Annotated in this window: 17 protein-coding genes; 3 read left to right on the top strand and 14 right to left on the bottom strand. The window is 49.2% G+C overall.

What is annotated here, in order from left to right; translation table 11 throughout:
• Positions 1 to 161 precede the first annotated feature (161 nt).
• The 13 genes from C1A11_RS09625 to C1A11_RS09565 all read right to left on the bottom strand — a co-directional run bounded on the left by C1A11_RS09625 (position 162) and on the right by C1A11_RS09565 (position 14,815).
• Positions 162 to 1,130 (bottom strand): Gfo/Idh/MocA family protein, encoded by a 969-nt coding sequence (locus C1A11_RS09625; protein WP_102050257.1) that lies wholly within the window; start codon positions 1,128 to 1,130, stop codon positions 162 to 164.
• An 11-nt stretch (positions 1,131 to 1,141) separates the two neighbouring features.
• Complete coding sequence (locus C1A11_RS09620; protein ID WP_102050256.1) at positions 1,142 to 1,954, bottom strand: sugar phosphate isomerase/epimerase family protein; 813 nt, start codon at positions 1,952 to 1,954, stop codon at positions 1,142 to 1,144.
• Positions 1,955 to 2,087: 133 nt separating this feature from the next.
• Positions 2,088 to 3,002 carry a sugar phosphate isomerase/epimerase family protein gene (locus C1A11_RS09615; RefSeq protein WP_102050255.1) on the bottom strand — a complete coding sequence of 305 codons (915 nt, stop codon included), beginning with the start codon at positions 3,000 to 3,002 and terminating at the stop codon, positions 2,088 to 2,090.
• A gap of 16 nt (positions 3,003 to 3,018) precedes the next feature.
• Positions 3,019 to 4,056, bottom strand: coding sequence for a Gfo/Idh/MocA family protein (locus tag C1A11_RS09610; protein ID WP_102050254.1), 1,038 nt, complete (start codon positions 4,054 to 4,056; stop codon positions 3,019 to 3,021).
• A gap of 26 nt (positions 4,057 to 4,082) precedes the next feature.
• Positions 4,083 to 5,126 carry an ABC transporter permease gene (locus C1A11_RS09605; protein WP_102050253.1) on the bottom strand — a complete coding sequence of 348 codons (1,044 nt, stop codon included), beginning with the start codon at positions 5,124 to 5,126 and terminating at the stop codon, positions 4,083 to 4,085.
• 95 nt (positions 5,127 to 5,221) lie between these two features.
• Positions 5,222 to 6,721 (bottom strand): sugar ABC transporter ATP-binding protein, encoded by a 1,500-nt coding sequence (locus C1A11_RS09600; protein WP_102050252.1) that lies wholly within the window; start codon positions 6,719 to 6,721, stop codon positions 5,222 to 5,224.
• A 71-nt stretch (positions 6,722 to 6,792) separates the two neighbouring features.
• Positions 6,793 to 7,791, bottom strand: coding sequence for an ABC transporter substrate-binding protein (locus C1A11_RS09595; RefSeq protein WP_102050251.1), 999 nt, complete (start codon positions 7,789 to 7,791; stop codon positions 6,793 to 6,795).
• A 31-nt stretch (positions 7,792 to 7,822) separates the two neighbouring features.
• Positions 7,823 to 8,830 carry a LacI family DNA-binding transcriptional regulator gene (locus C1A11_RS09590; RefSeq protein ID WP_102050250.1) on the bottom strand — a complete coding sequence of 336 codons (1,008 nt, stop codon included), beginning with the start codon at positions 8,828 to 8,830 and terminating at the stop codon, positions 7,823 to 7,825.
• A 636-nt stretch (positions 8,831 to 9,466) separates the two neighbouring features.
• Positions 9,467 to 10,414, bottom strand: coding sequence for a DUF5692 family protein (locus C1A11_RS09585; protein WP_102050249.1), 948 nt, complete (start codon positions 10,412 to 10,414; stop codon positions 9,467 to 9,469).
• Positions 10,415 to 10,434: 20 nt separating this feature from the next.
• On the bottom strand, positions 10,435 to 11,601 hold the full coding sequence (locus C1A11_RS09580) for a 2Fe-2S iron-sulfur cluster-binding protein (protein ID WP_242965899.1): 1,167 nt from the start codon (positions 11,599 to 11,601) through the stop codon (positions 10,435 to 10,437).
• 2 nt (positions 11,602 to 11,603) lie between these two features.
• Positions 11,604 to 13,133 (bottom strand): phytoene desaturase family protein, encoded by a 1,530-nt coding sequence (locus tag C1A11_RS09575; RefSeq protein WP_102050248.1) that lies wholly within the window; start codon positions 13,131 to 13,133, stop codon positions 11,604 to 11,606.
• 32 nt (positions 13,134 to 13,165) lie between these two features.
• Positions 13,166 to 14,020: a hypothetical protein gene (locus C1A11_RS09570; RefSeq protein WP_102050247.1), complete on the bottom strand. Its 855-nt coding sequence runs from the start codon at positions 14,018 to 14,020 to the stop codon at positions 13,166 to 13,168.
• Between the two features lie 162 nt (positions 14,021 to 14,182).
• A complete protein-coding gene (locus C1A11_RS09565) occupies positions 14,183 to 14,815 on the bottom strand; it encodes a TetR/AcrR family transcriptional regulator (protein ID WP_102050246.1) in 633 nt (210 codons plus the stop codon).
• A gap of 545 nt (positions 14,816 to 15,360) precedes the next feature.
• On the opposite strand from C1A11_RS09565, the gene C1A11_RS09560 reads away from it, so the two are divergent.
• From C1A11_RS09560 to C1A11_RS09550, 3 genes are all read left to right on the top strand, one after another.
• Positions 15,361 to 15,633, top strand: a complete 273-nt coding sequence (locus tag C1A11_RS09560; protein ID WP_102050245.1) for a sporulation transcriptional regulator SpoIIID — start codon at positions 15,361 to 15,363, stop codon at positions 15,631 to 15,633.
• A gap of 137 nt (positions 15,634 to 15,770) precedes the next feature.
• Positions 15,771 to 16,190, top strand: a complete 420-nt coding sequence (locus C1A11_RS09555; RefSeq protein ID WP_102051057.1) for an EamA family transporter — start codon at positions 15,771 to 15,773, stop codon at positions 16,188 to 16,190.
• Between the two features lie 127 nt (positions 16,191 to 16,317).
• Positions 16,318 to 19,635: a peptidoglycan-binding protein gene (locus C1A11_RS09550; RefSeq protein WP_242965897.1), complete on the top strand. Its 3,318-nt coding sequence runs from the start codon at positions 16,318 to 16,320 to the stop codon at positions 19,633 to 19,635.
• Positions 19,636 to 19,737: 102 nt separating this feature from the next.
• Here C1A11_RS09550 and C1A11_RS09540 read toward each other — a convergent pair whose 3' ends face one another.
• On the bottom strand, positions 19,738 to 19,977 hold the full coding sequence (locus C1A11_RS09540; RefSeq protein WP_102050244.1) for a hypothetical protein: 240 nt from the start codon (positions 19,975 to 19,977) through the stop codon (positions 19,738 to 19,740).
• Between the last annotated feature and the right edge of the window lie 42 nt (positions 19,978 to 20,019).

Raw genomic sequence — 20,019 nt, 5'->3', positions numbered from 1 at the left:
CTTTATTTTAGCCATTTTTTCTGCATTAACCTGAAATCAAGAAACCCCGAAACAGCTTTCGCTGCTTCGGGGTTTCTTTTTTTATTTAATATATGCATTTGCAAAACGTGCGTCGGCTCTTTTCACAGGCTATCCTTTTTTGGTTTTACACCTTTGTGAATTTAAGCATCGACCTGTTCCAAAATTTCCAACACGGTAAGCACCTGTTCTTTTGGCACCCGCGGTGAGGGCTGATTTTCTTTTACACATTCGATAAAGTGGCGAAGCTCGGTTAAGTACCAACCGGTCGGCGGCACATTAATTCCGGTGGGGATTTTCACCTCGTCTTCCGTATCGAATACGTGTGGCGGCTCACCGAACTGGTAAACCGTTACCTGTGTGCCATCGTTGACGACCATCGCATTTTCAAAATAAACGCGCCAGCGAGCCGTAAATGGAATATCGGCATTCAGCCAACCGGCTTCCGCCACGACATTCAGTTTCCCAAAAGTATATGCAAACCGATACTGTTCTGCGTAGTCTTTACTTTCGCCACGGCAGCTTGTTACCTTTACCTGGTCGGGCTTGCCAAAAAGGCTCACAATCACATCCAAATCATGAATGTGCAAATCAAACGGTACAAGGCCGCTTTTGGATTTGTCAAACAGCCATCCCCCTTGTGCCCATTGCGGGCAGGCGGACAGGCGCTCAAAACAGGCATCCAAAGGTTTGCCATACACCCCTGTGGTCACCAGACGGTGTAGCAACTCTACTTCTTTCGTAAACTGCAACACCTGTGCCACATAAAGCTGTACACCTTTTTCTTCTGCCAGCGCAAACATGGCACGGGCATCCTCAGCAGAAAGTGCTACTGGTTTTTCCGTGATGGTATGTTTGCCTGCCAAGAGGCTTTCCATCACATGCTGTTTGTGCAAAAAAGTCGGTGTGCAAACATCCACAAGGTCAATTTCCTGCGCTGCCACCATCGCTGAGATAGTTTCATAAAGCGGCAGATTCCATGCCGCAGCATTTTCATGGTCTTTCGGTGAAGTGCCAACAACCGCCACTACCTCGCAGCCCTCAATATGGGCGTAATTGCTGTGATGTACCGTTCCCATGCCTCCGGCACCAACCAGTCCTATGCGTATCATAGTGTCCTCCTTTACAGCTCAAAGCCATGCTCGATAAGATACTTTGCTGAAGTTTCGACTGCCGCATTGATTTGCGCAAGGCTTTCAGGGCCAGCCTGGGTAAATTCAATTTCGACGCTGAACGGGCAATCATTGCCTGCCGCTTCTAGTTTTTGGAACACTTTGGGGAAATCAATATTTCCCTCCCCCAGTGCCGGGAAGTTCCATTCTCGTGTGCTGCCCGCTTTGTCTTTCAGGTGCATGTAGGCTACCTCCTCGATGCAGCAGCTCAAATCGTCTTGCGGAGCAACATCTCCGTAAAAAATAACGTTTGCGGTGTCGTAGTTGATTTTCACACGCGGCGAATCCACCAAGGCAACAATCTCTTTTAAAATACGCCCTGTGCTGTGGTCACCATGGGTTTCAAGCACCAGCGTCTGCCGATACTCTTCGAGATACGGCACCAATGCACGGATGTGACGCGCCACTTCTTCATTGCTTGCAATGGCTTTGTCTTCCAAGTGGGCTTCACCGACTGAAGACACGATATAATCACAGCCAAAAAACGCTGCTAGGCGAATATTAGAAACAAAATCCGAGATGCGTGCCGTGTCCATCAAATTGCAATGCCCACTCATTGCAAAAGGCATAAGCCCTGCCTTGTTCAGCTTTTCTTTGACCTGCCAAAGCCGCTCGAGAGGCATGGTGGGAAAGACGTGTTCTGTCCAGCCTTTGGTGGCTGTCAGCTCTATGTAATGGAACCCTGCCGCAGCTATGCCGTCGATGGCATCTTCTATGGAATAACCATGATAGCAATTAGAATTAACCGCAATGATACGTTTCATAAAAGCTCCATTCTGCCGCTTTCGCGGCTTTAATTTAAAGGCAGTACATGCCTTATCTCTGTTTACCTGTATCTCAAAACCACGGTAAAGCAAACGCGCTGAGCTCACAGCCCTGCGCGTTTGTACTTTTAAACTAAATCACAAATTGCTCAATATAGCGTTTAGAAAGACGCAGGCTATCAAGCACCCGGTCACGGCTGCTTTCAAAAGCTCGGTCCTCCACCTCAATGCAGGTGTAACCGTTATAGCCGATGTCATTGAGCGCGGATACATATTTCGCCCAATCCACATCGCCAAGCCCAGGCAGTTTGGGGGCCATATACTCGAGCGGATAGGCCATGATTCCCACTTCGCGCAGCTTATCCGGATACAGTTTAATGTCTTTGTAATGCACATGAAAGATTTTATCTTTAAACTCGTAAAGCGGTGCAAGATAATCCATCATCTGCCACACAAAGTGGCTCGGGTCGTAGTTCAGACCAAAGTAGTCACTTTCTGCAATTGCAAAAAGCTGGCGCCAAATTGCAGGTGTAGTGGCGAGGTTTTGCCCGCCCGGCCACTGGTCTGGCCCAAACAGCATGGGGCAGTTTTCAATGGCAATTTTTACTTTTCTTTCTTCGGCAAAGCGGATAATATCCGGCCAAACCTCGCGAAACAATGCGATATTTTCCTCTACGGTTTTGGACTGATCGCGCCCTACGAAAGTAGTTACCATGCCAATGCCCAGCCGATGGCTTGCATCAATTACCTTTTTCAGATGCGCAATGCAGGTCGCGCGCTTTTCAATATCCGGATCCATTGTATTGGGATAGTACGCGAGAGAAGAAATTTCAACTTTTTTATCTTTGCAATAATTGTGGATATAAGTAATTTTAGCTTCGTCCAGAGTATCCACATCAATGTGGCAGACTCCGGCATATCGGCGCTCTGCTTTGCCTTGCGGCCAGCAGGCTACTTCTACACATTCGTAGCCCATTTCACTTGCGGTGTCTATCATTTCCTCAAAGGTCCACCCGTCCAGAATGGCACTTACAAATCCCAGTTTCAACTAGATACGCCTCGCTTTACTGTGTTATTTTGATGCTTTGTCCGGTAGCGCTGGATTCGATGCTTGCAAAAACGGCCCTCATTGCCGGCAGAACAGACGCCCCCGAAATTTCTGGTGCTTTGTTTTCCGCAAGGCACTCTACAAACAGGTCAATCACACCAGATTTTGTCTGGTTGTCGTTGGTCTGTATTTTTTCCATTTCATAAAGAATCCGCTCGCCTGCCGCAGTGGTAATCTGGATAGCATAAGCAGGGTCGTCGTAAATGCGCATGCTGCCCGCAGTGCCATACAGCACAGTGGAGTTATCCTCGGCGCCGTAATAGGTCCAGCTTGCTGTCATCGTACCAGTGGCACCACCGCTCATCGTGTAGATGCAAATGGCATTGTCGTCCACACCAATCAGGTTGCCATTCGCGTCTTTTTTGTCCAGTGTTGTTACAGTTGCTTTGGTTTCTGCCACGGTTTCACCCAGCAGGTATTGAATCAAGTCTGTCTTATGAATGCCGAGGTCTGCCATCGCCCCCATTGAAGCCTTGTTTTTATCAAAGAACCAGGTGTTTTTGCCCGGGTCGATGCTCCAGCTCTCTGGCCCACCGTGGCCAAAAGTAGTGCGAAAGGTAAGCACTTTGCCAATGGCTCCGGCTAAAATCAGGTCTTTTGCTTTTTTATGTGCTTTGGTCAAACGCTGATTTTGCCCTATCATCAGGTATTTCCCGGCCTCTTGTGCCGCTTTCACCATCGCTTCGCAATCCTCCAGCGTGGTGGCCATCGGCTTTTCACACAGCACATGCTTACCCGCTTTGAGCGCAGCAATCGTAATCTCTGCATGAGAAACGTTTGCAGAGCAGACGCTGACCGCATCAATCTGCGGGTCGGCAAGCATGGCTTGGTAGCTAGGGTATACTTTTCCGCCATATTGTGTAGCAAAGGTTTCGGCGCGCTCGGTATTTAAGTCAAAAAAGCCCGCCATATGTACTTGTTGATTATCGGCATACTCCGGAATGTGGCGAACCTGTGCAATTTTCCCACAACCGATTATTCCAATGTGAAACATCGTGATTCCCCCCTTGGCTTTTATTATCAGGAAGCGCTTTCTTTTTTCTGCAGCAGCACCGCACCAATGACGATAACACCTTTGCAGGCCTCGCGTAAAAACGGGGGTACGCCCATCAGGTTAAGCAGGTTATTCATTACTGCGATAATCAACATGCCAAGCACGGTACCCACGATCGAGCCCTTGCCGCCAGACATGCTGGTACCGCCCACGATAACCGCAGCGATAGCATCCATCTCATATCCGCTGCCTGCGTTCGCATAGTCCATCGAGCCAATACGGCTTACCTGCAACACTGCTGCGAGGCCAACCAGTGAGCCCATAAGCGCATAAACGCGGCGTTTCACTTTTTGCACATTCACGCCCGAAAGTTTTGCCGTGCGCTCGTTCGAGCCTACTGCAAACACATGACGGCCAAAGGTGGTTCGCTTGGATACAACGTGCAGCAGGTAAGCAAGCAATCCCCAGTAGAGAATCGGCATCAGCATCTGACCGCCGATTTCAAAACTGGCAATCTGCAAAAACGGTTTGGGCACTGTGGGGGTATACCCCTGCATAAATTGCTGCGTCACACTGCGGCAAATTTTCATGGTGCCAAGTGTCGCAATAAACGGCGGCAGCTTGCCTTTTGTAATCAATAATCCGGTAATTTCGCCAAGCATGGTACCAAACCCTGCTGCAACCAGAATGCCGATTGCAAAAGCGGGTACACCGCTTATGCCAATGCCTGCAAGGATGCCTTTAGCGCCGGAATCAATGAACATCATCAATACAGCACCAACAGCTACAAGAGTGGAACCGACAGCAAGGTCGATACCGCCCGAAATAATGACAAAGGTCATACCCAAGGCAATAATGCCAACACCGGCGTTGTTGCGCAGAATGTTGACCCAGTTGCGGGCCCATACGTTGAACCATGCACCAATGGATGAGAAATCAAAGCCCAGTGCAATCGTTTGCAAAACTATCATCACCAGCAGAGCAATGCCGGTGCTGAACAAGGGATGATTCATCCACATATCCCGGAACCATGAGAAAAAACTGGTTTGCTTTTTTGTTGTGGTTTTCATATCTGTTATTCCTTTCTGAGGAGCTGTGCTTGCGCCGCCTGCCCGCAAAGAGCAGCAGCCAGGGTTCCTTTACGCTTTATCGCTTTGCAGCACATCTAAGCAGTTTCATGCGCTGTCTGGTCACCACCAGTGGCAAGCCGCATCATCTCGTGCTCGTTCATCTGCTCGCCGCTTACCTCGCCAATCAGCCTGCCATGGAACATGACAAGAGAGCGGTCACATACCCGGATAATCTCCTGCGCCTCGCTGGAAAGTACAACGACAGCCACCCCTTTTTTCGCCAGTGCAAGAATGATGTCGTAAATTTCTTCTTTCGCGCCCACGTCAACGCCTTGGGTCGGGTTATCTAAAATCAGCACTTTCGGGTTTGCACTAAGCCATTTTGCCAGCACCACTTTTTGCTGGTTACCGCCCGAAAGGCTGGTGATAAGGTCTGATTTGTTGCCCATCTTAATATGAAGCTCTTCTTTTTGACGGTCAAATTCTGCATGCTGCTTTTTGCGGTCAATAAAGCCCCAGCGGGCAAGCAATGGCCAGGTTACAATTGAACCATTGTCGAGAATGCTCATATCGCCGATGATACCATTTTCTTTGCGGTTGCGCGGCAAATACCCCACGCCCAGCCGCATGGACTGCATTGTGCTGGTGATTTTCACGGGCTTTCCTTCCAGATATACCTGCCCGGTATAGCTCCCTCCTGCCCCAAAAATCGTCTGGAACAGTTCGCTGCGGCCATCGCCCAGCAGCCCGGTAACACCGAGCACTTCGCCGGCGCGTACGCAAAAGGAAATATCCGCAAACCCGCTGCCGGTTAAATGTTCGCCGCGCAGCACATCGTGAGAAAATTCTGCGCTTTTGCAAAGGGCTTCGGTGCGCACATTGTGTCCAACCATGTGGCGCGCCAGCTCGTCAATCGATGTTTCCGGCACTTTGCCCGCGGCTACCATATTGCCGTCGCGCAGTACGGTGTAGCAATCGCAGATTTCCATTACTTCTTTGAGTTTGTGAGAAATAAAAACAATACCTACACCCTGTTCACGCAGGGTGCGCATCATTTCAAAAACGCGCTCGATTTCAGGGTCTGTCAATGATGTCGTCGGTTCATCCATAATAATAACCGAAGCATCCATCATCATCGCACGGCTAATCTCGACGATTTGCTTATAAGAAGCGTCCAGGTCCCGTACCATGGTTTTAGGATCAAGCGAAATACCAATGCGGTCAAAAACGGCCTGCGTTTTTTCTATCATCGCCGCTGCATCTAAAAGACCGCGTTTGGTTTTCAACTCTCGCCCAATAAACATATTTTCGTAAATTGCGAGGTCATTGATCAGGCTAAGCTCCTGGTGAATAAAAGCAATACCCGCATCAAGAGAATCGGACGGGCATGCGAACGACTGCACTTTGCCATCTAGCAGGACACTGCCGGAATCTGCGGGCAATACCCCGCCCAAAATATTCATCAGCGTAGATTTGCCTGCGCCATTTTCGCCAAGCAGCGCACAAATTTCGCCACCCCGCAATGTAAAACTAACGCTTTTAAGTACCGTGTTGCTGCCAAAAGACTTGCAGATATCGCGCATCTCCAGCGTCATGCTATCACTTCCATTTCTTCAAGTAAGGGGCTATGGCATTGCCATAGCCCCTATACTCGGTCTGTTACAGATTAGTACGGGGAATTTTCGTCCAGGTACTCGGTGTAATTGTCTTTATCCACGATGGTGGTGGGAATGATTTTGATTTTCTCGACCTGTTTACCGTTGAGTACATCCAGTGCCATGTCCACAGCGTCGCGAACCATGGCCGGGCTGTACAGGGCGGATTCAATCCAGAGGTCTTTATACTCGGGCATCATCTTGAAATATTCCTGGCTGCCGCCGCCACCGGTAACAACTTTGATGTCGCTGCGGCCGCTCTCTTTGATGGCCTGCAGTACGCCGATAGAAGTCTCGTCGTCCATAGAATAAACAGCATCAATTTTGGAGTTGCTGGTAAGGATATCTGCAAAATCTTTCAAGCCGTCTTCACGGGTGAACTGGGTTGCATAGGTTACAATGTTCATGTCGGGAGCCAGCTCAGCGATGGTATCCATGAAGCCTTTTTTGCGGAGCTCAGAAACAGAGCCGGAAGTCGGTACTTCGAGCACAACAACGGTGCCCTCTTTGCCAATTTTGTCAACGATGTATTTTGCACCTTGAACGCCCATGTCCTCGTTATCGCCGGATACACGGTATACGCCGTCTGCTGCAATTTCGATGTCGAAGTTAACAACGGTGATGCCTGCATCGAGTGCTTTCTGGATGGGCACTTCCATGCCTTCCCACTGCGGGAATGCAACGATTGCTTCGGCGCCCCAAGTCATCAGGTCATCCAGCTGAGTGGTCATTTCTTCTGCGTTGTTGCTGGTGTAAAGTTTGTAATCCACCTGGTCTGCCAGCTCTTTGCAGCGTGCTTCTGCATTATAAGCAACAGCTGCTACCCAGCCGTGTGTAACAGCCGGTGCGAGGATGCCGATTTTGTGGGCACCGCCGGCTACTGCGCTGTCAACAGCGGAAGAAGCCCCGGATGCAGGTGCGGAAGCGGGTGTGCTGGAAGCGCTGCCGCCGCATGCCACCAAGGAAAGCGCCATGACGGATGCAAGAGCAAGTGCGAGTAACTTTTTCATTGTCTGGTCCTCCTAATTTTGTGTTTTACTTTTATTCCAAGGCGTGGTTTGACGCCGAAGAATCTCGAAGAATGATTTTGTGCTCTAAGAAAACGTGGCTTGGTATACCGCCTGCAATCTTCTTGAGCAGCATTTCGCAGGAAGTTTTGCCAAGCGAATAACCCGGCTGGCTTACGGTAGTCAGCATCGGCTGAAACATCGTCGCGTAAGAAACATCGTCAAAGCCGACTACCGTCAAATCCTCTGGCACCCGCAGCCCTAATTCGCTCGCAGCACGCAAAGCGCCGAGCGCAATCATATCGGAAATACAGAACACCGCGGTAGGTCGCTTAGGCTGGCAAAGCAGCTCTTTTACTGCGCGCACACCGGATAAGAAGTTGTAGTCTGCATCAGCATAGGCAAAGCAGACTTCATCCTGTGCAAGCCCTGCTTCTGCCACCGCCTGCCGAAACCCGGTTTCGCGCTGCTGGGTAGAGATAAACTCGTTGACAGAACCTGCAAAGCCGATACGCTTGTGTCCCAGTGACACCAGGTACTGAATCACCTGCTTTGCTGCGCTGACATTGTCGATAGAAACATGCCCGATAGATTCATCCTCGCAATATTCGCAGCACTGTACAATCGGGAAGTTTTTCGCAAGGCGAGGAACATATTGGTCATTGCGCGTGGTGTCCAGCAACAGCGCTCCATCGGCATTGCCGCAGCGCAACAACTCAAAATATTCTTTGGCTCGTTCCTTATCTCCGTTTGTTACGCACAGCATCATGTTGTAGTTGTTCTTTTTGGCTGTGTCTTCAATACCAGTAATGATGTTGGCATAATAGGGATTTGTAATATTAGGCACAAAGACAAGCAGCATCCGGCTTTCCTGCCGGCGTAGGCTGCGCCCCCAAACGTTGGGGTGGTAGCCTAGTTTTGCGATAGCAGCATTAACACGCTGCTGTGTTTCCTGTGTTACTTTTGGGCTTTGGTTAATCACCCGCGAAACGGTTGCGACCGAAACGCCCGCCTCTTTTGCAACTTCTTGAATCGTGTGCATGGCATACCTCCGATGAAAAGTGATATCCAGCTTGTGAAAACTGTTATGTTTTCATCTTAAAGCGTGTGGTTTCGACTGTCAATGCCAAGAAAAGCCGTGCCACGCGCTTAAAGGTCACCGTGCTGGGAAATTTGAAAATAAAAAATGTATATCACAATTTGTAATCGTTTACATCTGCATTATAAATAAAAGCACTAATAATTCCTGATTTTTCAACAACATTTTTTATTCTTCAGATAATTACGAGTGCGAAATGTAATTGATTACATTCACATCTTAACATTCTATACAAAAATTGTAAATACTGTATCGTATTTTTTAATCATTCTGTATCTTTTTCGTGTTTATCTCCAATCTCTATGTTTTTTTGCTGTAAATTCTGCACAAGTGAAACCTGTATTTTGCTCTTTTAGGCCTTAGCGGGCTAAGTGTGGTTACCACTGTATTCCACTTTTTCACTGATAGATTTATCCTGTTTTTCTTATCCCCTTCTGCAAAGTCTAAGACTTCCTCAAAAATGAGTGCATAGTGTGCAAGCGATGGCAAATAAAAAACATTCGCACCGGCTTACACCCTGTGCGAATGTTTTTTGATTTATAATAGACAATTTGCTTTTGTGTTGCTTTATCGTTTGGTTTACACTTTAGTTTTGGGTGCAGACAAATTGTTTGCCAGTAAATTTTTTTGATAGGCGCCCAGATGCTGATACATTTCCTGTCGCAGAGGGTTGCGTCTGCTTTTTACAATCTGTGACATTTCGTACACAAACACCGCAATATTTACAATTAAGGCAAGTGCACTTAATGCAAACCATGCTGTCGGGTTGTAGGTCGCTGTAATCCCAAAGGAGGGCAGCGCTTGGTAATCCACCGCAAGCGAAAACATGCCGAACAATGCAAGCGTTTGCGCACGGTGCTGTAGCCAAACGCCGCGCTTTGCAGCAATTTCAGCCACTGCACTTGCCGCGATGAGCGCCACACCGGCATACATGGACCGGGTGGAAATGCAGTTGTAACAATAAGCGATATTCCATAAATCATACGCAAGAATCCAAAACCATAACTGGTCGGGCCAAACCATATCCCGGGATGGAGTTTGTGCCACCCGAATGCCCATCCACCCTGTCAGTGTCAGCAGCAAAAAGACACCTGCCAGCGCATTGAGCAAATTCCAGGGACCACCAAGAAGCATCACTCCTCCGGCATCCACCGTCGGGGTTTTATAGCGTTCAAACACCTCCAGCTCACGTGCAATAGCTTCCACAATATTAATTGCTAAAATCGCCACAGGAAAATACCATGCAAACTTCCGTTTGCCCCATTTGGTATAACGAATGGCCATAAACCCAGTGACGCCCAGTAAAGCAGAATAAGTTTTGACAACGCCAAACCATGTTTTACTGGAAGGGCTACTAACCACACCTGCTGCAATTAACCCCACCAAAACAACCGGGAAAATACAGTAAGCGGCAATCGCAGCTGCCTTACTGCGCCGTGTCAGCTCGTTAACCGCCACCAGAGCCGCCACCAGCAAAAGCAGCGTGATGATTGTGGCAGCGCTGTAACCTTGAAAAAAGAAGCCCATACTTACCACCTTCCTGCGTGTTAAAGCATAATCTCCACATCACTCACAGGGTACGATTTGCATGAGTGCAGATAGCCAAAGGCTTCATCCGCCTTGCGCTGCAAAATGCCTTGTGCCAAAAACACCTTGCCGGATACCAGTTTGACACGGCACAGGCTGCACTCACCGCTGCGGCAGCATACGTTGACACGTACCCCTGCTCGTTCCAGCGCGGTCAGCAGCGACTCACCGGATTTGGCCTCAATGACACGCCCATCTACCGTAAGGCGGAATATTTCCTGCCCTGTCAAATCTACCGGCCACCCCGGCTCTTTTGTAATATCCCGCTGTGCGCCAAACATTTCACGGCGTATTTTTTTAAGTGGCACACCCATGCCAAGCAATTCGCTTTTGCAAAAATCGTTCATCACCTGCGGGCCGCAGATGTAGCAGGTTCGCTCTGAAAAATCCGGCACCAGCCGCGCGATACGAGCGGCGTCAATAAAGCCTTGCTCCCCGCTCCAGCCTTCTGCCGAATCCGAAAGAACGAGATGATAAGTAAAGTTTGGATGCTCTGCCGCGTAACCCGAAAGCTCTTCATGGAAGAGGGCATTTTCTACATTGCGGCACCCATAAAGCAATGTGACCTCACGATCCAGCCCGGCATCGATGATTTCACGCAGCATGCTCATAAAGGGAGTAATGCCGCTGCCGCCTGCCAAAAACAGCGACCGCTTACTGTGGAAAACCGGTTGGTACCGAAATACACCTGCCGGGCCATTGGCGGTAAAGGTATCCCCTTCTTTCACCTCGTCCAGCATATAATCAGAAACGAAGCCATCTTTGGTACGCGCAACTGTGATTTCGTAATAAGCGCGCTGACGCGGCGAAGAGCAGATGCTATACGGTCGGCTGGTGCGTACACCGTCAATTTCGGCAAACAGGTTAATGTACTGCCCTGCCTCGAAAGGCGGCAAATAACCATTTTGCGAAGAAAGTCGAATCACTTTTGCCTGCTTACCGGTATCTGCGACAGAACTGACGACAAGGTTCAGCTCTTTGGTATGCAGCGGAGCAATGCGGACATCCGCCTCGTTACCTGCCGTAATTTTATCTTGCGAAACCTCACGCATCACGCGTATGTTCTCTAAAATTTCTTCTCCGTGCACCAAAGTGCCCAGCAACGTTTCTTTGATTGATTTTGCCATTATTACACCTCCAGAGCAATCTTGGTTGCCACTTTATCGGCAAAGAGATAGTTCGGGCCAAATCCACAGGCATTTACCCAGCCGCTGGCAAACTCAAGGTTTGGAATTTTGCTTTCTGCCGGGAAGAAGAACACAGAGGACATCACGTCTTGCTCGTATCCGTAAATCGCTCCGCCGGGATGGTTTAAGTAGCGCATATGAGTCAGCGGGGTTGCAACCTCCATCTCTTCAATATGGTCGGTAAATCCGGGATACATTTTTTCCAGACGCGCAACAATTCGCTTGCCGGCCTCGTATTTCTTCTCATAATACTGCTCTGGGGTCAGTTTTTCCCATTCGGCGCTGTATTTCAGCGTTCCGGCGGTAATAATGCTGGTTCCCGGCGGCGAAATCTCCGGGTCGTCTACCGTGTAGCAGGTCGCGACCAGCGGATCTTTTTCCGGCAAAAGCTTGTAGGCATCCTTGAAATCCTCGTTGGCATCAAAGCTTTCATAGTTCAGCGTAAACGAAGTCGCAAAGCCGATTTCTTCCGGCGTGCAGTCCAGGCCGATAAAGCAGGTCAGTGCCGAAATGCCGATAGTGTAGGGACGCAGGTATTCCTGTGCTGCCTGTGGCACCTCTTCCGGCTGCAGCAGTGCGCCGTAGGTTGCCAGCGGCGAAATATTGGAGATGATTTTGCTTGCCCGGTACTCTTCCCCTTTTTCATCCACCACGCCAACAGCAGCTCCACCTTCCAGCACAATGCGCTCCACCCCGCGGTTGAGGTGCACCACACCGCCCATCCGCTGCACAGCATCCATAATTGCCTGGTTCATCATCATGGATGTGCCGCGCAGATAGAAAGGTTTGTCTTCCATATAAATATTGGTACACTTTGCAAGAATCGACCACGGAAATCTCGCGGGCGGCATGCCCATAAAGCACCAGTAGGCACTTAACGCAAGCTGCAACTTGACATCTTTGAAAAATTCGTCCAGCACCTCTTGTGTACTTTTCAGCGCATAGCGTGCCAAGGTAGGATACATTTTAGGAAATCCCATTTTCATGATGGCTTTTTTGGCAGCACTGGGTTCACCCGTGCTTTGAGCACTCTTTTCAGCAAACGCGGCGGATTCTGAACAAAACGCGTATACTGTTTCGAAATAACGCAGAATGGATTCCTTTTCCTGCGGGAACTGTGAGCACAAAAACGCCTCGCAGTTTTTACGGTCGGCCGGGATGCTGATGCCGGTTCCGTCCGGAAAATTGACACGGAACAATTCTTTAATTTCAATCCATTCAATTTGATTTTCTATACCATAACGCCGAAACAGCTCGCGCAGCGGGCCGGGCTTTTCCGGCGTTCCCATGCTGCTCAGCTGGTGCAGCGCTACCTCAAATTCAAAACGCCCCCGGCGAAAACTGGTACCACAGCCCCCGGGAATATTGTGCTTTTCAAAAAGAATTACCTTTTTGCCCTTTTCCGCTAAGGTTGCGGCGCAGGCAAGGCCGCCGTTACCGGCTCCAATAACAATGGCATCATACTGTTGCATTCGTTTTGTTCCTCCTATCAATTTTCTATGGTCTATATCTTCAACGAAGAAAAGGTAAAAGAAATTCCGCCGTTTGAAAAAGTAAGGAAAAGTGCTGTCGCAATCAGTGCAAGGTTAAGTATCATCAAGGTAATCTGTACCGGCTTTTGCTTTGTCCACGCCACAAATCGAGCAAAGCTCTGGTCATGGAATTCACGCTCGAACCATTCTTTCGCACCAATTTGCAGCCAGCCGCCAATGGCAAGCGAGTTTGCGCGCAAAAGCAGCCACATGCCAAGCCCACCATAGGCACCCAGCCAAAGCGTGCAAATAGCGCCAATCAGCGGCGCGCTCAAAAAGCCAATATGCATCAGTGCAACCGAATCACTAAACTCATTGGTTACAAAAATCCAGTTCCATAAGGTGTAAGCAAGCACATATAGCGCCGTTACCAGGGGCACTACGCCCGTTGCGATGTAATAATCCCCTACTGCCGCATCAAACAGCCAAGTGCCTTTTAATGCAATTACGCCGATTGCTACCGCGAAACCGGAAATAGCATTGTACATTTTTTTGTGGCGCAGCAGATCGGTAAACGTAGCTTCCAGAATGTTTACGATAAGCATCAGCATGATGACATCTACATAGACCTGCGGATTAAACCACCGAAGTGCCGCAAACACAATCAGTATCCGCATCGCGACTAGGGTCATCAGCTTCATCTTTTCAAAAAAGACGGGCTTTGCCAAGGTAAGTACCAAAACAGAGGGAATGACGATGAGCGGAAGATTGGCATAGATGGGATAAAATGCGGCCAAAAGTGCCATGCCAGAAATGGCCGCCGTGAACATGATCAGCTTAAATAAAACTTCCACCTTCTGTTTGGCCGCGCTTTGGGTCGTGTGCATACAATATTCCTCCTTTATTTTACATGCATTAGCATGCGTTTAACGAAAATCTCCCTCTTGTTTGATATTTTTTTAACAGCCTTGGGTGAAAAAATTACGCCACAATATCACTTGGTTTGTGGCGCAGAAACTTGCCTTCTTTCTTATCTTATTTTCATTATGTCATCCGCAAAATGCCCGCACCATCATTTCACAGAAATCATCTAACCTCTGCTTATCATCGACTGTGTGTGCCCAGGTATTGGGAGCGCTTGTCGCCATCTTTTGCATCAGGCCCAGCAATCCGTCGTAGGCATTGTAATATAGCCGCTCCACATACTCACGGTTCTTTACTGAGCCATCCCGCAGGCCGGTGTGGATGGCCTGGCTGAGCGGGCCTTCGCACTGGTCAAACGGGGCTGGGGGTTTGTTGGCAATCAGCGCAGCCATACCATTTCTGTGCAGATACACCTCTGCTTCTTGTATAAAAACAATTTTTTCTTTTGCGGCAAAGTACTGGCTGGCATAAGCTTTGAGCACGGCTTCTATTTGCTGTGCGCCTTTTAAAGCTTTTACTGCGCTGGAAGCGTATACTCGCTCTGACTCCTGCATGGTTTGCGACCAAAACAAAAGAGCAACCGCCAAAACCAAATCCTCTTTTGTTGCAAAATACCGATAAATAGAGCGTTCTGTTAAACCGGCAGTTTTTGCGATGGTAGAAATTTTTGTATTCTCAATGCCGTAGCGCAAAAAACATTGCAAAGCAGCTGCAACCACTTTTTCTTTGTTTTGCTCACGTAACTCTTCTAAAGACATGCGCACTTCCCTAATCTACTGTAATATAGTTGTCAGTTCAACTGACACTTATATTGTAGCTTAGATTTTTGCAGCTTGCAAGCACCTTAGCGTCGGCGTTCTTCCAAATTAATTTTGATTTCTTTGGTGGTAGTTAACAACGCTTTAAGTTTATTGCTTAAAGCGCAAGTATTTTTGCTGAAACGTTCAGAAATACCGGTTACTTTTTGACAAGAAGCTTTTCGGCTGTTTTAGAACCATTTTCTAGGCTATTCGATTAAAATGCTCATTTACATTATACGCTCTTAGAAGCACAGGAAAAGAATAGCTTTTCTATTTTCCCATAGCAATGGCACCAGCTTTTTCTCCTTGTAAACTCTGGTAATCTATTCTCTTTTTGGTATTTAAACAAGCCCGCTACCAAATGATATGTTTTGCATATCGCCCTTTTTCCGGCAAACAAATTGTCTAAATAGTAAAGAAAATTTTGCTTATTTCTCCACTGTTCTAATCCTAAATGTTTGACGCATACAATTGGACAAACGGGCTGTTAGGAGTGAGTTACAGTGAAAGGTGACCCTGAAGAGCGCGCTATTGCGCTAGGAGAATATATCGTCAAAACAGGCGAAACGGTGCGCAATGCAGCTACCGTGTTTGGCATCTCCAAATCTACCGTACATAAAGATGTAACAACAAGACTGCGCAAGATAGATCGATCGCTTTGGCGGGAGGTCTCCAAGGTGCTGCAAAAAAACAAAGAGGAGCGACACCTGCGCGGCGGGCTTGCCACTCGTCACAAATACCACCCAGAGCGGGATGAGGAAACACCGCAGGCATAGCGACAACCTGCGAGTTTCGTCTATGGCGTGTCCTGGTTTGTGTGATATAATCAAATTGGATTGTCGGGCAGCCAGCCTATTGCAGCATTGCCTGCTGGGCGTTGGCCGCAAACAGGGCACCGTGGGGGATGAAAAAAATGTGGGCAGTTTACGCACTGCTCAGCGCTGTTTTCGCCAGTTTAACGGCGCTTTTCGCAAAGGTCGGCATTACCGGAATCAACTCAACCCTTGCCACCGCGGTGCGCACCGTTTTTGTGCTGATTATGGCATGGGGCATGGTCGCGATTACCGGGCACGGACAGGGTCTGCGTGAGCTTTCGGTCAAAAGCTGGTGTTTTCTTGCGCTTTCCGGCATTGCAACCGGCGCATCTTGGCTTTGCTATTATAAGGCGATGCAAACAGGGCCGGTAACCTCTGTTGTCACCATTGATAAGTTCAGCTTGGTGCTTACCATGCTTCTTGCCGCGGTGTTCCTTGGCGAGGCGTTTAACTGGAAAACAGCACTGGGGGCCGGACTGATTACAGCAGGCACTTTGCTGGTAGCCTTTGCAAAATAAACAGAAAAAACAGCTGTACACGGGCAGACAATCTGCGCGGTGTACGGCTGTTTTTGTCTTATGGTCGGTAAATATGTCACGCGGGGCAGATGTTTTGCATACCTTTGATTAAGGAGGTATGTCTGTTATGAGCACTGGTTATCTTCAGTTATTTTCTCGTTCCGCACGCGACGGCATCCCGGTGGATGCTGTTACCGCCACTATAACCTCAGCCACCGGCACTGTCATTACCGTAGTTACCGATGAGGGCGGCTATTCCGACCCCATTGCGTTACCCGCCCCTGATAAAGCGTTTTCTTTGGACGAAAACAACCGCACTGTTTTGCCCTATGCCGTTTATACTGTATCGGCAGAGAAAACAGGTTGGGAAAACTTCATCGTTGAAAATATTCAGGTATTTGCAGAAGAAAATGCACTAATGTATCTGGAAATGGAGCCTCAAAATCAGGAGTCGGTCGTACGGGCCGCACCTGAAATGTTCGATGTTCCGGTACATAGTCTGTTTAAAGGCGACGGCGGCAGCGGCCCCGAGCCGAAAGTTTTTTGCGACTCAAGCGAATTCGTTCTGCGCGAAGTCATCATTCCCACCAATGTAATCGTACACCTTGGCCGACCCACCAGCAGCGCACAAAACGTAACCGTATCGTTCCGCGACTATATCAAAAACGTTGCCAGCAGCGAAATCTACCCCACCTGGCCGGAGGAAAGCCTCAAGGCTAACATCTATGCCCAAATCAGCCTTGCGCTAAACCGCGTTTTCACTGAATGGTATCCCAGCAAGGGCTATCCTTTCACCATTACCAACTCCACCAGCTATGATCAATATTTCGTCTATGGTCGCAATATTTTTGATTCTGTCAGCAAAGTGGTCGACGACATCTTTAATACTTACATTCGCAAATCCGGCACCGTAGAGCCTTTTTACGCCGAATACTGCGACGGCAAAATTGTACCTAACTGCCCAGGCATGAAACAGTGGGGCACCAAGACTCTTGCAGACCAGGGTAAAACCGCCCTGCAAATTTTGCAATATTATTACGGCAACAGTATAGAGCTGATTACCACCAATAACATTCAGGCGATTCCTTCCAGTTACCCCGGCACCCCGCTGCGCCTGGGCAGTACTGGCACAGATGTAAGCATTATGCAGCGGCAGCTCAACCGTATCAGCAAAAACTATCCTGCGCTGGGTACTTTGCAGGTTAACGGCACTTTTGATTCCGCAACCCAATCTAGCGTGAAAAATTTTCAAAAGCAATTTTCACTTACGCAAGACGGCGTTGTGGGCAAGTCTACCTGGTACAAAATCAGCTACATTTATGTTGCAGTCAAAAAGCTGGCAGAGCTAACCAGCGAAGGCGAGAAGCCGACAGGCCTTCCGTCCACCGGCACTTACCCGGGCACAGCCCTTAAGCAGGGCGATACCGGTGCCAACGTCAAGCGTGTGCAATTTTACCTTTCTGTACTATCGGAGTTTAACAGCAGTATTCCTACGGTGAGCATTGACGGCATTTTTGGCCCTGCTACAACCGCTGCGGTAAAAGCATTCCAGGCCACTGTACCCACCACGCAAGACGGCGTTGTCGGCCCTGTTACCTGGGCAGCACTGTACAACGAATTCATGAGTACAGAAAGTGATATCACTCCCCCCGGCACCGATTGGATCGGCCAATATCCCGGCACCCCGCTGCGGGTTGGCAGCACCGGCACCGAAGTGCAGCTTGCACAGTTCTTCCTCACCGTACTCAGCAGCTCGTATCCGGATATCCCTGCCATTAGCCCGGACGGCATCTACGGTTCTGCTACTGCGAATGCGGTCATCAAATTCCAGAATAGGTTCTCGCTTGCTGCAGATGGTGTAATCGGCAAGGCAACCTGGGATAAATTGTATGAGGTATACGCCGATCTCGTAAACGGCGTACTTGACCCGAACGAAACCCCGGGCGTCTATCCCGGTGCTCCGCTTACTGTTGGCAGTACCGGTCAAAAGGTGAAAGAGGTGCAATTTTATCTCTTTTTACTCTCTGCCTACTATTCATCCATTCCGCGCATTGCTTATGACGGTGTGTTCGGTGTGGCAACCCAAAACGCCGTTATTGCTTACCAAAAGCTCGCAAACCTCACGCAGGATGGCATTGTTGGCCCTGCAACTTGGCAGTCAATTTATATTTCTGTCATTCGTTTGCGCACCATAGATGGGCCTATTGTGACATACACCATCTCTGATACCCCCTCTTACACCTTAAAAGAAGGCATGAGCGGAGATGTGGTAAGCTTTGTACAGCAGATGCTGGACCTTGCCGACGACTACTACGACTCCATCCCGGAAACAGATAATTCCGGCTATTACGGCCCGGATACCACATTGGCTGTTAAGGCGTTTCAGCAGCTTTTCGCTTTGCCCATTACCGGAGAGGTCGACACGGAAACCTGGAATACCATGGTGCAAGTTTACAAAGAATTACTCGTCGCATCCGGCGGAGAGCTGAGCGTTGCAGCGGGCTCATACCCCGGCTACGTGCTTGGGTACGGCAGTGCCGGCCCGGCCGTGCTTGAGCTGCAGTATTACATTGAATCCATTGCCGAGCGTTATTGCGCAATCGACTTTTTGGATGAGGATGGATGGTTTGGCCCGCAAACCGAACAGGTCGTAATAGATTTTCAGCAAGCGTTTGGGCTGCCGGTGACCGGCGTGGTCGATGAAGCCACTTGGGAAGTTATCTATGGTTACTATCTGCAAATCACTGGAAGGGCGGTATCTAAATTGAAAATTTTCGTTTACGACCAGTATGAAAATAAATTCTACATCTTCTACCGCGACCTCACCGACCCGATGCCTTATTCCACCGGGCGCACTCTTCTGGTGCGTGAGTTCCGCGGCTCGAGCAAGAGCAATACCCTATGGACAACAACCCGTGCAATGGAAAGCTGGAACGAAACCCGCGAAACCTATGGCTCTGGGATTCCCGTCGGCTATGCCTTCAAGCGCATTTGGGAGGGTGGCCATGGCACAACCAGCCAGCACTATGCCGGCGTTGCCTTTGATGTTGGGCAAACGCTGACTGCCGCACAGCGCCGCCGCATTTGGAACGTGGCCTACGACCTTGGCGTATGGGGCTACGTTGAGCCGCTTTCGATGACGCCAACCTGGGTACACTTTGACCGGCGTTATGGCACACCTGCCTGCGGTGGTACTTCCGGCTACCCGACCGTGCGCAATGGCAGCCGCAGCACCTACGTGCTGATTTTGCAGGACGCTTTAAACGCCCTGGGCTACAGCACCAAGACACTGGACGGCATTTTCGGCAACAACACCCTTACCGCACTCAAAGCCTTCCAGCGCGACAACGGCCTGACGGCAGACGGTATTTGCGGCTGTGCTTCCTGGCGCAAGATTGCGAACGCTGCGGTAGGCATTGGCAGAACGCCCACTGTCATTGATTAAATCCCCAGGCAGCGAAATTCGCACTATGCAAATTGTATTTTAAACAACAAAAAACCGGTATGCAATGCATACCGGTTTTTATTGCTTTTCTTAAGCTTACAATTAAGCAGCTTTGGAAGAAGAAGCAGCAGCCTCGGAAGAAGCAGCCTCGGAGGAAGCAGCCTCAGAAGAAGCAGCCTCAGAGGAAGCAGCCTCGGAAGAAGCAGCCTCGGAAGAAGCAACTTCAGAAGAAGCAGCGGAAGAAGCAGCTACGGAAGAAGAAGCCGGAGCCTCTTTTTTGCCGCAAGCAACGAGGGACAGTGCCAGAACGAGCACCAGAGCAATAGCAATGATCTTTTTCATAAGAAAAGAACCTCCAAAATTTTTGTTTTATTATCTAGCCGC

The organism is Pygmaiobacter massiliensis (genome assembly GCF_900199435.1).
GTDB classification, from domain to species: Bacteria; Bacillota; Clostridia; order Oscillospirales; family Ruminococcaceae; genus Pygmaiobacter; species Pygmaiobacter massiliensis.
Note: the sequence above shows the minus strand (reverse complement) of the source record. Positions and strands in the feature narration are given on the sequence as shown.

Coding starts and splice junctions, on each gene's coding strand:
- C1A11_RS09625 (WP_102050257.1), bottom strand. CDS start 1,130: ATGATACGCATAGGACTGGTTGGTGCCGGAGGCATGGGAACGGTACAT.
- C1A11_RS09620 (WP_102050256.1), bottom strand. CDS start 1,954: ATGAAACGTATCATTGCGGTTAATTCTAATTGCTATCATGGTTATTCC.
- C1A11_RS09610 (WP_102050254.1), bottom strand. CDS start 4,056: ATGTTTCACATTGGAATAATCGGTTGTGGGAAAATTGCACAGGTTCGC.
- C1A11_RS09605 (WP_102050253.1), bottom strand. CDS start 5,126: ATGAAAACCACAACAAAAAAGCAAACCAGTTTTTTCTCATGGTTCCGG.
- C1A11_RS09600 (WP_102050252.1), bottom strand. CDS start 6,721: ATGACGCTGGAGATGCGCGATATCTGCAAGTCTTTTGGCAGCAACACG.
- C1A11_RS09595 (WP_102050251.1), bottom strand. CDS start 7,791: ATGAAAAAGTTACTCGCACTTGCTCTTGCATCCGTCATGGCGCTTTCC.
- C1A11_RS09590 (WP_102050250.1), bottom strand. CDS start 8,830: ATGCACACGATTCAAGAAGTTGCAAAAGAGGCGGGCGTTTCGGTCGCA.
- C1A11_RS09585 (WP_102050249.1), bottom strand. CDS start 10,414: ATGGGCTTCTTTTTTCAAGGTTACAGCGCTGCCACAATCATCACGCTG.
- C1A11_RS09580 (WP_242965899.1), bottom strand. CDS start 11,601: ATGGCAAAATCAATCAAAGAAACGTTGCTGGGCACTTTGGTGCACGGA.
- C1A11_RS09575 (WP_102050248.1), bottom strand. CDS start 13,133: ATGCAACAGTATGATGCCATTGTTATTGGAGCCGGTAACGGCGGCCTT.
- C1A11_RS09570 (WP_102050247.1), bottom strand. CDS start 14,020: ATGCACACGACCCAAAGCGCGGCCAAACAGAAGGTGGAAGTTTTATTT.
- C1A11_RS09565 (WP_102050246.1), bottom strand. CDS start 14,815: ATGTCTTTAGAAGAGTTACGTGAGCAAAACAAAGAAAAAGTGGTTGCA.
- C1A11_RS09555 (WP_102051057.1), top strand. CDS start 15,771: ATGTGGGCAGTTTACGCACTGCTCAGCGCTGTTTTCGCCAGTTTAACG.
- C1A11_RS09550 (WP_242965897.1), top strand. CDS start 16,318: ATGAGCACTGGTTATCTTCAGTTATTTTCTCGTTCCGCACGCGACGGC.
- C1A11_RS09540 (WP_102050244.1), bottom strand. CDS start 19,977: ATGAAAAAGATCATTGCTATTGCTCTGGTGCTCGTTCTGGCACTGTCC.